The 13,896-nt window shown below is 60.8% G+C and carries 13 protein-coding genes and 2 pseudogenes; 7 read left to right on the forward strand and 8 right to left on the reverse strand.

The genetic code is table 11. From position 1 onward, the window contains the following. Positions 1-17 precede the first annotated feature (17 nt). The 3 genes from AC0L39_RS11925 to AC0L39_RS11935 all read right to left on the reverse strand — a co-directional run bounded on the left by AC0L39_RS11925 (position 18) and on the right by AC0L39_RS11935 (position 3,306). Entirely contained in the window at positions 18-464 is a 447-nt protein-coding gene (locus tag AC0L39_RS11925; protein WP_473258147.1) for an RDD family protein, read from the reverse strand. Between the two features lie 441 nt (positions 465-905). Beyond that, on the reverse strand, positions 906-1,808 hold the full coding sequence (locus tag AC0L39_RS11930) for a TonB-dependent receptor domain-containing protein (RefSeq protein ID WP_473258149.1): 903 nt from the start codon (positions 1,806-1,808) through the stop codon (positions 906-908). Then, on the reverse strand, positions 1,732-3,306 hold the full coding sequence (locus AC0L39_RS11935; protein ID WP_473258151.1) for a TonB-dependent receptor: 1,575 nt from the start codon (positions 3,304-3,306) through the stop codon (positions 1,732-1,734). The genes AC0L39_RS11930 and AC0L39_RS11935 overlap by 77 nt, the downstream gene beginning before the upstream one ends. Positions 3,307-3,714: 408 nt before the next feature. Between AC0L39_RS11935 and typA the strand changes: the two genes are divergently transcribed. After that, the gene (gene typA / locus AC0L39_RS11940) at positions 3,715-5,547 is read left to right on the forward strand and encodes a translational GTPase TypA (protein ID WP_473258153.1); all 1,833 of its coding nucleotides are present in this window, start codon (positions 3,715-3,717) and stop codon (positions 5,545-5,547) included. Between the two features lie 19 nt (positions 5,548-5,566). On the opposite strand, the gene AC0L39_RS11945 is transcribed toward typA, so the two are convergent. The 3 genes and pseudogenes from AC0L39_RS11945 to AC0L39_RS11955 all read right to left on the reverse strand — a co-directional run. Further along, positions 5,567-6,331 (reverse strand): hypothetical protein, encoded by a 765-nt coding sequence (locus AC0L39_RS11945; RefSeq protein ID WP_473258156.1) that lies wholly within the window; start codon positions 6,329-6,331, stop codon positions 5,567-5,569. 14 nt (positions 6,332-6,345) lie between these two features. Further along, complete coding sequence (locus AC0L39_RS11950; RefSeq protein WP_473262364.1) at positions 6,346-6,588, reverse strand: SDR family oxidoreductase; 243 nt, start codon at positions 6,586-6,588, stop codon at positions 6,346-6,348. After that, positions 6,521-7,129, reverse strand: a pseudogene (locus tag AC0L39_RS11955) (SDR family NAD(P)-dependent oxidoreductase); the annotation flags it as partial. The pseudogene AC0L39_RS11955 and the gene AC0L39_RS11950, both read right to left, overlap by 68 nt. Positions 7,130-7,314: 185 nt before the next feature. On the opposite strand from AC0L39_RS11955, the gene AC0L39_RS11960 reads away from it, so the two are divergent. The 6 genes from AC0L39_RS11960 to AC0L39_RS11985 all read left to right on the forward strand — a co-directional run bounded on the left by AC0L39_RS11960 (position 7,315) and on the right by AC0L39_RS11985 (position 12,202). Continuing rightward, entirely contained in the window at positions 7,315-8,067 is a 753-nt protein-coding gene (locus tag AC0L39_RS11960; RefSeq protein WP_473258158.1) for a hypothetical protein, read from the forward strand. An 85-nt stretch (positions 8,068-8,152) separates the two neighbouring features. Further along, positions 8,153-9,631: a sodium/proline symporter PutP gene (gene putP, locus AC0L39_RS11965; RefSeq protein WP_473258160.1), complete on the forward strand. Its 1,479-nt coding sequence runs from the start codon at positions 8,153-8,155 to the stop codon at positions 9,629-9,631. A gap of 98 nt (positions 9,632-9,729) precedes the next feature. Continuing rightward, a complete protein-coding gene (locus AC0L39_RS11970) occupies positions 9,730-10,131 on the forward strand; it encodes a thioredoxin family protein (protein WP_473258162.1) in 402 nt (133 codons plus the stop codon). A 32-nt stretch (positions 10,132-10,163) separates the two neighbouring features. Continuing rightward, positions 10,164-10,883 carry a cytochrome c biogenesis CcdA family protein gene (locus AC0L39_RS11975; RefSeq protein WP_473258164.1) on the forward strand — a complete coding sequence of 240 codons (720 nt, stop codon included), beginning with the start codon at positions 10,164-10,166 and terminating at the stop codon, positions 10,881-10,883. A gap of 147 nt (positions 10,884-11,030) precedes the next feature. Next, on the forward strand, positions 11,031-11,420 hold the full coding sequence (locus AC0L39_RS11980) for a VOC family protein (protein WP_473258166.1): 390 nt from the start codon (positions 11,031-11,033) through the stop codon (positions 11,418-11,420). 188 nt (positions 11,421-11,608) lie between these two features. Next, positions 11,609-12,202, forward strand: a complete 594-nt coding sequence (locus AC0L39_RS11985) for an extensin family protein (protein ID WP_473258168.1) — start codon at positions 11,609-11,611, stop codon at positions 12,200-12,202. 129 nt (positions 12,203-12,331) lie between these two features. Here the strand turns inward: AC0L39_RS11985 and AC0L39_RS11990 are convergent, their stop codons facing one another. Together AC0L39_RS11990 and AC0L39_RS11995 are read right to left on the reverse strand one after the other, a co-directional pair. Next, positions 12,332-12,952: a response regulator transcription factor gene (locus AC0L39_RS11990; RefSeq protein ID WP_473258170.1), complete on the reverse strand. Its 621-nt coding sequence runs from the start codon at positions 12,950-12,952 to the stop codon at positions 12,332-12,334. A gap of 172 nt (positions 12,953-13,124) precedes the next feature. Beyond that, positions 13,125-13,875, reverse strand: a pseudogene (locus tag AC0L39_RS11995) (proteasome-type protease). Between the last annotated feature and the right edge of the window lie 21 nt (positions 13,876-13,896).

The raw sequence follows: 13,896 nt of genomic DNA on the forward strand, positions 1-13,896 counted from the left end.
TCTAATGCTGAGTGAGTTCAGTCGAACACGGCGGTGTCCACCATTCCCTGACCGGGATCAGCACGGAGGACCAGCGTGCTCGCAATTATGTCATGCAGCCCTTGCTTGCGCTCGGTAAAGGCGACCATGACATATCCAATCAGCAGAATAAGACCCGAAAGGATTTTTGCCAGATAGCGCCCGAGCGCGCGCAGCGGTGTGATCCGCCGCCCCTCGTGATCGGTCACGATAAGACCGAGAGCACGCTTGCCCGGCGTTCCTTGCAGGGACGAACTTTCGAAACCGACGAAATATGCAATGCCAATAACCAGGCCCAGAATATCGGTGAATCCGGTTTCTGGTTCGGCACTGGTGTCGATAAATGGCTGCCCCGTTGCGAAAGCCAGTACTACCCCGATGATCACCAGCGGAACGAGATCGATCAGATAGGCCAGCACTCTAATCCAAAAACCACCATATTGCATATACGATCCTCGTCTTAATTCGGTCCACAAAGCACCACAGAACGTGGTGTAAACGAATAACTTTGCCCTACAAAAAAGGGCCCCGCCATTTTAACGGCGAGGCCCTCAAATTTCATTAATTCCAGATCAGGCGATCAGAACTTGAAGCGAACAACGCCGCCATAGGTGCGCGGGTCGCTAGGATAGCCAGAAACAGTCCCACCCTGGGCAACGCCGTCGAACACGGTTGAAATATACCGGTCGTCCAGCAAGTTGCGAGCAAACGCACCCACTTCCAGCCCGTTGGCAAGTGCCAAGGTGACAGAGGTGTTCACCAGGTTCACTTCACGGCGGAAAATCTGCGTGTTGTTGAATGGCGGGAGGTTGAAGGTCGGCAGACCGTTATTGATGTCGGTATTGCTTTCATGGTTGTAATCGATCCGGCTGATGAGGCGTGTCCCGCTATCCCATTCGTGGGTGTAGGTTGCGCTCGTCGAGATCGACCATGCAGGAATGCCGCCCGGTCGCGCGCCAGACAGATCGCCAAGGACGCTTCCGGCGAAGCTGTCGAACAGCGGATCGAGGTGTGTCAGCGCGAAAGTGAACACGAGACCATCGAGCCGGATTGACCGTGGCATCGAGTTCGAAACCACGAACCGACTGCTTACCGGCATTCTCAAGCGTGAAACCGAGTCCGGTGAAGACGAAGCTTTGGAAGTCTTCGATCGTCTGGTCGAACAATGCTAGGTTGAAGCCAACCCCTTCCCACTGCGCCTTGATCCCGATTTCATAGACTTCCGCCTTTTCGGGATCGGCGGTCCGCGTGCCGTTCGAAAGGTTTACGGTTGCAAGACCCGCGTCCGTGATTGGCGACGACGGCGCAAGGAACGTCGAGTTGACCGGTCCCGGTGTGAAGTCGGCAACGGACGGACGGCTGTCACGCGAAAGGTTCACCGAACTTGCCTTGAAGCCGGTCGCATAGCTTGCGTAGACATTCACCTCTGGCGAGACCTGATAGGCGACGCGCAGAAGATAGGTCAGTTCGTCATCGTCAGTGCGGTCGGGCTCGATCGCGTTTGGAACATCGAGGAAACCAGTCTGGAACTGCAGTGCGGAGAGCCCGAGGAGTGGATTCTGGGCCGGATCGAGCGCTGCAGCAGTGAGCCCGGCCTGGACTGCGCCTGGAAGCGCAAGGAAGCCATCGCGGGTAGTCACTGTTGGCAGACCCGGGTTTGCCGCTGTAGCCCCGGTGATGAAGGCATCGACGACATTGATCTGGGCCAGCGGATCACCGGCTTGTGTCTCGATCACGAAATCTTTCTGATCGTCGGTGTAGTTGAAGCCGGTACGTGAAGACGAGACCATCGATTGGCTCAAAATCGAAGGTGCCGAAGATTGAATAGGACTGGTTGTCCATCGCATAGCGCTCATTGGCGAGCAGACCTCCGCCCAAGATGCTACCCGCCGGAAAACCGAGTCCTGCTTCGGCATCGAACAAAGCCTGTTCGCCAAGGCCGATCTGGACCGGCGCAGGTACGCCTGGAATGGCAGCACCAACCAGTGCCGGCTGGCCTGCAGCGCTATAGAAACCTGCACTAGCCGCCACGAACGAAGCGAACGGACGGAAATCCGAACCAATCGTGAGGAAGCTGGTCTGTTCGATAGATTCATCGAAGAAATAGCCGCCCAGCAGGAAGTTGAACGGTCCGTCGAAGTCCGACGTGATCCGGATTTCCTGAGTGAACGTATCGACAGCCTGATCGCGGGTTTCGTTCGAAAGGTCCGCGCTGGTGAAATCGATATCCTGATTGAAGAAGTTGCGCAGCTCGCGATAGGCAGTGATCGAAGTCACCGAGATCGCGCCGATGTTCCAATCGATCTGGCCAGAGAAACCGTAGTTTTCGGCCACATTGACCGGCGGAATGTTCAGGAAATTCTGGTCCCCGAAGAAATCGGTCGGAGCCTGCCCGCCGACTGCTGTAATCGCATCGGTGGTCGTAGGGCCGACGACGAGCGAGGCGACCTGGCAGCATACTTCGTCAATTTCAGAATAGTCCGCGATAAGCCGAACGCTGATATCCGGCGTGGGCTCGATCAGGAGCTGACCACGAGCCGTGTAGCGGTTGCGGTCGGCAATATCGGTGTTGTTCAGGTTGACAATTTCACCGAAACCGTCGCGCTGCTGATAACTGCCATCGACCGAAAAGGCGATGTTTTCGCTGATCGGGCCGGTTATGTCGCCTTTCAGGAATACGGTGTTGAAATTGCCGTAGACCGCTTCGACGCTGCCGCCAAATTCGAACTGCGGCGGGCGGGTTACGACCGAGATAACGCCAGCAGACGCGTTCTTGCCGAACAGGGTCGATTGCGGGCCGTTCAGGACTTCGATGCGCTGGACATTGGCAAGATCGTTCAACGCCGATGCTGAGCGTGAGCGAAAAACGCCGTCGATGAAGACGCCGACCGAAGGCTCGATGCCGAAGTTGTTGGCACCGTTACCGAAGCCGCGAATAATGAAGGTAGTGTTCGACGAGCTCTGCAGCTGGCTAACGCGCAGGGACGGGGTAACCGTCTGGAGGTCGAGCACGTCGCGGATCTGCGCCTGTTCAAGTGTCTCGCCGCTGGTCACGGAGACCGAAATCGGCACTTCCTGCAGCGTCTGCTCACGCTTGGACGCGGTCACGATAATGACGTTGCTGCTACCCTCGTCTTCGAGGACGAGCTCATCGGCATCGTCGCTGTCGGCTTGGGTGCTGTTATCCTGGGCAAAAGCTGCGCTTGAGGTGGACACCGCGAAAACGGCGGCACCTGCCAGCAGGGTAAAGCGGTACGACCCGGCAGAGCCGGTTGAAATAGAACGCATGGAAGCTCCTCTCCAATATCCCATCGAGCCTCGGTCGCCGTGACGGCGCGCATCCCCAGATGCGCTGAACCTTCCGCTCGATTGGCTAATCCAATAGGCGAGGCATACGTATGCGACAAGCGCGAAACCCCCGGTAATCCTCGGGAAATGGGGTATTGTTGCAACACCGACACAGTGATGTGGCCACGCTTCACCGCTCTATCATCTGCCAAAGCTTGCCCAACGCGCTCACCTGCGCTAGGCGCGCCGCGCATGTTGCGTTGCAGCACCAGGAGTGGCCATCGGCGAATGCCGTAGCGTCACGTCGGCTGTCGCAAACCCGCCACATACCTGCATTAACCCCGCGCGGTCTCGCGTCCCGGCTGATCACACCACTGGATCGGCCCCTGATCTGGAAATAATTACAAAATGTCCTCCTCACTGCGAAATATCGCGATCATCGCCCACGTTGACCACGGCAAGACGACCCTCGTCGACCAGCTGTTCCGCCAATCGGGCACATACCGCGAAAACCAGCGGATCGAAGAACGCGCGATGGATTCCGGCGATCTGGAAAAAGAGCGCGGCATCACGATCCTCGCCAAGTGCACCAGCGTCGAGTGGGAACATGACGGCGAGACCACGCGCATCAATATCGTCGACACGCCTGGCCACGCCGATTTCGGCGCCGAGGTCGAGCGTATCCTCAGCATGGTCGACGGGGTGATCCTGCTGGTCGACAGCGCCGAAGGTGCAATGCCGCAGACGAAGTTCGTCACCGGTAAGGCGCTGGCCCTTGGCCTCAAGCCCATCGTCGTCGTCAACAAGATCGACCGCCCCGATGGCCGCCCGCAGGAGGTGCTCGACGAGGTGTTCGACCTCTTTGCCAGCCTCGATGCGACCGACGAGCAGCTCGACTTCCCCTCGCTGTTCGCGAGCGGACGCGATGGCTATGCCAGCGAGGACGAAAGCGCGCGCGATGGTTCATTGGAGCCGCTGTTCAAGCTGATCACCAGCCACGTCCCTGCCCCCGGCCTCGATACGACAGGCAAGTTCAGTTTCCTCGCGACCCTGCTCGACCGCGACAACTTCATGGGCCGCGTCATCACCGGGCGCGTCCAGTCCGGGACGATCAACGTCAACGATCCGATCCATGCCATCGATATGGACGGAAACGTGATCGAGACCGACCGCGCGACCAAGCTGATGAGCTTTGACGGGCTGGAGCGCGTGCCGGTCGAAACCGCGCAGGCCGGTGACATTATTGCGCTCGCTGGCCTTGAAAAGGCGACCGTCGCCAACACGATCTGCGATCCGTCGGTCACCGAACCGATCGAAGCCCAGCCGATCGATCCGCCGACCCTCGCCATGCGCTTTGCCGTCAATGACAGTCCGCTTGCGGGCCGCGAAGGCGACAAGGTCACCAGCCGCATGATCCGCGACCGCTTGCTGCGAGAGGCCGAAACCAACGTCGCCATCCGCGTGACCGAGGCCGACGACAAGGACGCATTCGAAGTGGCTGGCCGCGGCGAATTGCAGCTCGGCGCGCTGATCGAGACGATGCGCCGCGAAGGCTTCGAACTGGGCATATCGCGCCCGCGCGCGCTGCTTCGTGAAGAAGACGGCCAGAAAATGGAGCCATACGAAACCGTTGTCATCGACGTCGATGACGAGCACTCCGGCACGGTTGTCGAGAAAATGCAGCGCCGCAAGGCCGACCTTACCGAAATGCGCCCATCAGGCGTCGGCAAGACCCGCATCACTTTCTCCGCCCCGTCGCGCGGCCTCATCGGCTATCACGGTGAATTCCTGTCCGACACGCGCGGCACAGGCATCATGAACCGCCTGTTCGAAAAATACGGTCCTTACAAAGGCACCATCGAAGGCCGCATCAACGGCGTCCTCATCTCCAACGGCGATGGCGAGGCGAACGCCTACGCTCTCAACATGCTGGAGGAGCGCGGGGAGCTGTTCGTTGCCCCGCAGATGAAGCTGTATGAAGGCATGGTAATCGGCGAGAACGCCAAGCCCGATGACCTCGAGGTAAACCCGATGAAGGCCAAGCAGCTTTCCAACGTGCGCTCGACCGGCAAGGATGACGCGATCCGCCTCACCCCGCCGCGCCGGATGACCTTGGAGCAGTCCATCGCCTATATCGATAATGACGAGATGGTCGAAGTGACCCCGCAGTCGATCCGCCTGCGCAAGACGCTGCTGTGCCCGCACGAGCGCAAGAAGGCGAAGCGCAAGAAGGAATCGTGAGGTTCAGGCTGGCGCGGGCCTAGTGCCCGGCCAGCCACAACTCGCCCAGCACCAGCGCGGAATAGCTGACAGCCCCGGCCAGGAATGGGCCGAAGCGGCTTTCGCTTTCCTCGGGTAATTCCTCCTTCAGCGCGAGCATCACGACTGCGCCTGCCACGAATGCGAACAGGCAGCCGATCACCAGCTCCGACACATTGAGCGCGATGCCTGCCGCCCAGCCCGCCAGCGTCGCCGCTGCCAGAACCCAGCGCCCCTGACGGTCGTACAGCTCGGGATGATCCGTCCGTGTGCCGAAATCCGCGCTGACGAAATGCAGGAGCAGCGCGATAAAGAACAGGCCAAGGCCCGCAGGCGTCGCGTCTTCGCGGTGGTTCAGCAGGTAGGCGATGATTGCCGCGACAATGGCAGATGCGGCGATATGCAGCCAGAAAACGCTGGCGCCCGGTCGCGCGCTCCCGCCGCCGCTTCTTGAGCTCGCGGCGCTGCTGATTACGAGACTTCTCTCGATCCCGTAAAACAGCACCAGCCCCGCGAGCGCGATGGCATAGACCCATCCGCGCGCGAGCGGCTCGGCCAAGTCCGTCTCTGCGGCGAACAGCCCGCCATGCGCCCCAAGTTCGGGCATGACATGCATGAAGATATACCCGACAGCGACGCCGCCCGCGAAGGAGAGCGACGCGCTGCGGGGGCGTATGTGGAGGAAGCTCAGCCTGCCGACGAACACATGCACCGCACAAAATGCGAGCGCCATGCCCAGTGTGACCCAAGGTTCGATGGCGCCCACCGCCACGTATCTCCCTAGCTATAGGCCATGAAATTCGGCTGGCCGCTCGATGAGCTGACTCCGCCATCTACGGCCAGGTTCACACCCGTGATGAAGCTCGCATCCTCGCTGGCGAGGAATGCTGCGGCGAGCCGCGATGTCTTCGGGCTCGCCCATTCGGCCCAGCGGGATATGGCGCATGAAGGCTTCGAGCAGCTGTTCGTTGCCGGTGATGCCGCCCACCATGTCCGAGCGTGTGAGCGACGGGTTGATCGCATTGACCCGCACTCCGATCATCCCCAGCTGCTGCGCCAGCCCGCAGGTCAGGTTCGTCACCGCGCCTTTCGATGCATTGTAGATCGGCAGGGTGGAATCGCCGCCGGTCCCCGACACGCTGGAAATATTGACGATCGATCCGCCCGATTTCTTCAAGTGCGGAATGGCAGCGCGGCAGAGATACAGCACGCCCTTCACATTAATGTCGATCACCCGGTCGATATCGCCATCGCTGGCCTTGTGCAGCATTCCCGAGGCGGCAACGCCGGCATTGTTCACCAGCGTATCGAGCGCGCCAAAGCGTTCGACTGCGGCTTCGATGATCTCGCTTGCAAATTTGGCCTTGCTGACATCGCCGGAGACCACGAGCGTCCGATCCGCATCAAGCGTTTGCGCGACCTTTTCGCAATCTTCCCTGCTGCGCGAATTGATGATGACATTGGCCCCCTCGCCGGCAAAGCGGCGCGCAATCCCCTCCCCTATCCCGCCGGAGGATCCGGTGACGATGACGGTCTTGCCGATAAAGCGGGTGAGGTTGGTCATGAGGAGTGCCTTTCAAATCGGTGGGTGCAAGCAGTGGGAAACACAACGGTGGCGCCCGGCTTTTGTGCCGAATTCCACCAGCATTCTCGTACTGGAATGGCTGCTTGTCGCGGCAAGCGGATGCCATTTCGCCGAACCTGATGCGTGTGGTATCTTCAGACGGCCCAATGCAGGGAGGTGACGTCATGCTTCGCAGGCTTCTTTTGCTCGTCTTGTGCTGCGGCCTGTTCGCTTGCGAAGCCGCCGATGACATTGCGGAGAACGCCGGTGAAAATAGCGAAAATACCAATATCGAAGCATATTGCCGACCGGTTTCAGCGATTATCAGCATTCGAGATTGCGAACTCATAGAGCAACAGATCGACGAGCTTATCGGGGGCCAAGCGACGCTGACGGCGCCGGAAACCATGTATCGCGGAGAAACACGCCAGATCGCTTTGCTGATCGCTCCGGATGACGATGCAGAATTCGCTGCAATCGAGGAAGCCGACCCGCCGCCGCAACCATCGGAAGGGCAGACGAACGAATTCGCGATCAGGATTGGCCGAGTGATGGAAGCCGAGCTTTCTGGCACCGGTTTCACGATAATTCCTGACGGTCCGCAGGAAATCGACCTCGGGGCCAGTCGCCGAGCGGTCTGGCGCTGGGACATTACCGCTGAAGAAAGGGGCGATCACCGCCTTGACGTGGACGTTCGAGCCAAGGCCTTGGGCGCCAACGGGGAAATCACCAATCTCGACCTTTATTCCGAGAGCGAATTCATCAGCATCAAGGTGAAGACGGTACGATCAGGTCTCCGATTTCTTTGGCGCGATCGCACGTCAATTCGAAACGATCGAAGGCGCGCTTGTCGCATTGGCAGCGTTGCTCGCTGCCCTCGCGGCTGTGATCGCCGCGTTTCGCAAGCTATTTGGCCGCAGGAAAGGCCCGGGGGATGATCCTGACGACACGGGCGAAAAACCATAGCTCTCGGGTCGGCTTCGGTGGCCAAAGGTGGCTTGGTTTGTTACTCGCCCGCGCAACATGAATTCAGCCACACTTGTCTCGCTCGCCGCCTACTTCGTCCTGATGATCGCCATCGGGCTGTATGCCTGGCGCAAATCGACCGCCGACAGCGAGGGCTACCTGCTCGCAGGGCGCAACCTGCCGCCGTCGGTTGCCGCGCTGTCTGCGGGTGCCTCGGACATGTCGGGCTGGCTGCTGCTGGGACTACCCGGAGCGCTCTATGCTGCCGGGCTGGTGGAGGCATGGATCGGGATCGGGCTGTTTGCAGGCGCCGTCGCGAACTGGTTTGTCGTCGCCCCGCGCCTGCGCGAGCAGACGGAAAGATATGGCAATGCGCTCACCATCCCGCAATTCCTCGCCAATCGCTTTCCGGACAAGGCGATCGCGCTGCGGGTCATCTCCGCCATCGTGATCGTCGTGTTCTTCACCGTCTACACGGCGGCGGGGCTGGTCGGCGGAGGCAAACTGTTCGAGACCGCGTTCGCCGGATTACTGCCCGGAACGGGCATGAGCGATTACATGCTAGGCATCGTCATCACTGCCGGGATCGTGCTCGCCTACACAATGGTCGGCGGCTTCCTCGCGGTGAGCCTCACCGATTTTGTCCAGGGCATCATCATGATGGTGGCGCTGGTGGTAATGCCGCTGGTCGTCATGTTCGGCAGCGGCGGAGATGCTGGCGGGTCGATTGGCGAGGTGGACGTCCCCGGGTTTCTCAGCCTGACCGAGGGGCTGACTCTGCTCGGCTTTATCAGCGCGGTGACATGGGGCCTTGGCTATTTCGGCCAGCCGCACATCATCGTGCGTTTCATGGCCATCGACACGGTCGCCAAGGTAGCGCGCGCGCGCAATTACGGCCTCAGCTGGATGGCGATCTCGCTGCTAGGCGCAATCGGAATGGGCCTGGCCGGGCGCGCCTACGCCGAGCGCAACGGCCTGGTGGTCGAGGATCCTGAAACGATCTTCATCATCCTGTCCGAATTGCTGTTTCACCCGCTCATCACCGGCTTTCTGTTCGCTGCCCTACTGGCCGCGATCATGAGCACGATTTCCTCGCAATTGCTGGTGTCATCCAGCTCTTTGACAGAGGATTTCTACCGCCTGTTCCTGCGCAAGCAGGCGAGCGAAACCGAGGCGGTCAACGTGGGGCGTATCTGCGTCGCGCTGGTGGCGATTGCGGCGATGGTAATCGCGAGCAATCCGGACAGCCAGGTGCTTGGCCTCGTCGCCAATGCATGGGCAGGATTTGGCGCGGCGTTCGGGCCGCTGATCATTCTCTCGCTGACGTGGCGGGGCATGACCGGCGCGGGCGCGGTTGCCGGCCTGGTCACCGGCGCGCTGGTAGCAGGCGTGTGGATCGCGCTTGGCCTCAATGCGGACTTCATCGGCGGTCAGGGACTCTATGAGATCGTCCCCGGCTTCATCGCAGCGTGGATCGCGATTGTCGCGGTTAGCAAGGCGACGCAGGGCAGCGCTCAGGTCGCTCCGGCAGAATAATCGGCGGTGCGCCTGTAACCACCGGCGTATTTCCCGCGAACATCCTCCTGAACGCACCGGCGCTTTGCCGGCACATCCCGATTCTGGAGCCCATTCGCATGACCCGCCTGTTCATCCTCATCGCCGTAATCGCCGCCGCAGTCGTCGGCGCGATGCAGCTTTCCGCCCGCGCCAATACCGATGGCTGGCAGGTCTACGACGAAGCCGAATTCGTGATGGCGCAGGGCAAGGGCAAGACGATTGTGGTCGATGTCTACGCCGATTGGTGCCCCACCTGCCGTGCGCAGGCCCCGATCCTCGACGAACTCCGCAGCGAGAAACAGAGCGGCGACGTCCTGTTCGTGAAGGTCGATTTCGACGAAGAAAAGGCATTCCTGCGCCAGCACCGCATCCCGCGCCAGTCCACGGTGCTGGTCTTCGATGGTGAGGCCGAGATGTTGCGCTCGATCGCGGAGACCGACCGCAGCCGCCTGCGCCAAACGGTGCTCGGCGCGCTCTGAGCGCCTGACCTGCGACCTCAGGCTGCCACACGATGCTCGCAAGCGGATTTCTGTCTTTCGCCGCCGGATTGGTGACGATCCTCAACCCATGCGTCCTGCCGCTGGTGCCGATCCTTGTCGCATCGGCGCTTGGCAAGAGCCGGTTCGGCCCGCTCGCGCTGGCTGGCGGGTTGGTGACGAGCTTTACGCTGTTCGGATTTACCGTGATCGCGTTCGGCTATTCGCTCGGCATCAATGAGCAAGCGGTGCGCTTGTTTGCAGGAGCGATGCTCGCGGCAGCGGGATTTGTCCTGCTCGTCCCGCAAGCACAGGCGGCGCTGACCGCCGCCGCCGCTCCGATCGCGAATTTCGGCAATCAGCGCCTTGCGCGGCTCAGCGGAAACGGGGCCGGCGGCCAGTACGCCATCGGCCTGCTGCTCGGCATTGTCTGGGCACCCTGCGTCGGCCCGACGCTCGGCGTAGCTATAGCCGCTGCGAGCCAGGGCGAGAACCTAACCAGCAGCTTCCTCATATTCCTGATCTTCGGTCTGGGCGTCGCGACTTCCGTGCTCGCCTTCGCCTATGGCTCGCGCAAGGCGCTGGGCGAACGGCGCAAATCGATGCAGGCGCTTGCCAGATACGGCAAGCCGCTGTTCGGCGCCGCGCTGCTGGTGGTCGGCACAATGGTGCTTACCGGTTTCGACAAGGTGATCGAGATCGCCATACTCGGCGCTCTGCCCGACGGCGTGATCCAGTTCACCACGCGTTTTTGATTGCGCGCCGCGTCTGCGGTTCGACATCCTCTCTCACGCGGCTTTCAGCCGCATTGCTGCGGGCGAGCGCCCTTGCAGGCCTGCGGCCTGTTCTGTGCGCCGGTTTTGCTCCATGTTAAGCGGCGTTGGATGAGGAGGAGAGAGCGCATGAACGAGACAACCGGACCAAGGGTCACAGGGCTTGGCGGCGTGTTCTACGTCGCTGCCGATCCCGAAGCGACCCGCGCATGGTATCGCGACACTCTTGGCATAGATGGCGAGTACGGGCCGCAGCTCGCGTGGTCTGAAGAGCCGAAACCGAACCCCTATTCGCTCATCAGCCATTTCGAGGACGACGAGTATATCAAGCCGGGAAAAGGCGGCTTCATGATCAATTTGCGCGTCCACGATCTCGACGGATTTTGCAAGGCGCTGAAAGCGAAGGGGGTCAAACTGCTCGGTTCAGCTGATGAAGGGTACGGCAAATTTGCCTGGATCCTCGATCCCAACGGCGTGAAGATCGAGCTGTGGGAACAGGTGGCTGAAGAGCTTCCCTGAATGCGGCTGCGCCCCGCGACCTTAGGCTTTCGTTAATCATGATCCGCCGATAGTCTGCAGCCATGATGCGCGTTGCCATCAACAGCTTGCCTTTTATGCGTCCCCTGGCCTTGCTCGCGGGTGCCTTGACGCTGGGAGCATGCGGCAGCCTCGTACCGCAAGGCGGCTCGCACAGGAGCACTGCCGATATGCCCGCTCAATCGCGGGTCTCTTCCGTGCCGCAGACCTTCACGCCTCGTGCCGGACAGACAGACTGTATTGCCGACCTCAATGCGGCGGGAGCGCGTTTCTCGGCTTTGCCCGACACCTACGCGGCGCCAGGCTGCAACAAGCTTGGCACGGTCCAGCTGTCCGCGCTGGCCGGGGACCGATCACGATTCGGCATCAGCAATATCGGACCTGTGCAGTGCCGCACCGCCGCCACGTTCAGCGCATGGGCGCGGTTCGGAATCGACCGCGCGGCGCGGCAGATTCTCGGCAGTCCGCTCGCCCGGATCGAGACGATGGGCAGCTATTCCTGCCGCAACATCTCCGGGTCAGAGCGCCGCTCTGCCCATGCGACTGCGGGAGCCATCGACGTCTCGGGCTTCGTGCTCGAGGACGGTCGCCGCATCACCCTGACTGCAGATTGGGACGGCGGCACTTCGGCTGAACGGCGGTTCCTGCGTGCCGTGCACCAGAGCGCCTGCAAGCGGTTCGGCACCGTACTCGGCCCCGATTACAACCGCGCGCACGAAGATCATTTTCATCTTGAGGGGACCGGCGCGAGGTTTTGCCGCTGACGTCGCCTGTCCTCGAAACCGATAAAGCGTAGCAGGCCGAAAAAAGCCGCCTCCGGCACGTGGGAGTGCCAGAGGCGTTAGGGTGGGCACCAGGTTAGCGACCATTCCGGACCCGTCAGTGAAGCCAGTTCAGGCGCGGATCCGCGGCTCCAGATTGGCTTCAAGCTTAAGGCGCACCGCCTCTGCGGCATGACTCGCACCCAGCTTGTTCATCATGTTGGCGCGGTGAATTTCGACCGTGCGCGGGCTGATGTCGAGTTCGCGCGCTATCACCTTGTTGCTGCTTCCCTCGGTGAGCCAGTCGAGCACTTCGCGCTCTCTGGCAGAAAGGTTCGAGATCCGGTCACGCGCTTCGATCATGCGGCGGCGCGCGGTGCCGAACACTTCGGCCTCCTTCTCGACCCGCGAAAGGCAGCGAGCGACCCGGTCAGCATCCAGCGGCAGCGACAGATAATCGAGCGCGCCTGCCTTGATCGCTTCGACGATGCGGCCCGGGCGGGGCTGGTCATCGACCGCAATGAGAGGCAGCCAGATACCAAGCCGGCTGAGGCGTTCGAGGATCATCGAGACGCCGCCTTCTTCCGGTGTATCGCGGGCGATGATAATCCCTTCGCGCGGCGGGTGGACGGCAAGCTCGGAGAGATCTCCGTACACCTCCGCGTGATGGCCAAGCGAGAACCCGACCCTCGACAGCTCGGCGCGGTGCCGGGACGAGGGATCGATGAAATGGAGAGAGGCTTTGCGTGACATGCGGATCGTGAAACCACGTATCCTTCGCTCATTCACGCCGGACATGAGCCATTTCGGACCAATTGCAAAGGGGGCGCAAAAGGAACCCCCTGAAACCGGGTAAAAATTCTCTCCGATATGAAGCTAAAAGTTAGTCAGGGCAGGGCAAGTTCTAGCCAGATCAACCGTTTACTTACTCCGAATTCGCATCAAAGCTGTAATTCGGCAGCGAGTGAAACGCTGATTTCAGCGCGTCGCCCCAGCTGGAGGAGATGGTCGAGAAGTACGGATCTTCAGCCGTTACGCGGTGCTGATGCGTGGGCGCAAACTCGTCCTTGCCGATCACCAGCAGGTCGAGCGGAAGGCCCACTGACAGATTCGCCTTGAGCGTCGAGATCGAACGATACCATCACCAGTTTGACGGCGTCCTCGAAACTCATGTCGCGGTCATACCCGCGAATGATGATCGGGCGCCCATACTTGGTCTCGCCAATCTGGAAGAATGGCGTGTCCCAGCTTGCCTCGATAAAATTGCCCTCGGGGTAGATCATGAACAGGCGTGGCTCCATGCCGTCGATCTGCCCCGCGACGATGATCGAGGCGGTGAAGCGCCCCTTCCCGCGGTCGCCATTGGCCTTCTGACGTTCCTCGATGGTTGCGCGCAGCAACTTGCCGATTTCGCTCACCACGCTGAACATGGTCGGACCGTTCAGCAGCGTCGTCTCGCGCTCGTCCGGTTCCTTGGTACGTTCCTCAAGCTTACTGACGACCGCCTGGGTTGTGGCGAGATTGCCCGCGGTCATGACCGCGATCATCCGCTCGCCCGGTACCTGCCAGTGGAACATCTTGCGAAATACCGAGATGTTGTCGACGCCCGAATTGGTGCGGGTATCGCTCATCAGGACAAGTCCCTTGTCGAGGATCATGCCGACACAATAAGTCATTTGCTTCTCTCCATAAGACAA

Source organism: Erythrobacter sp. K21-9, assembly GCF_055808355.1.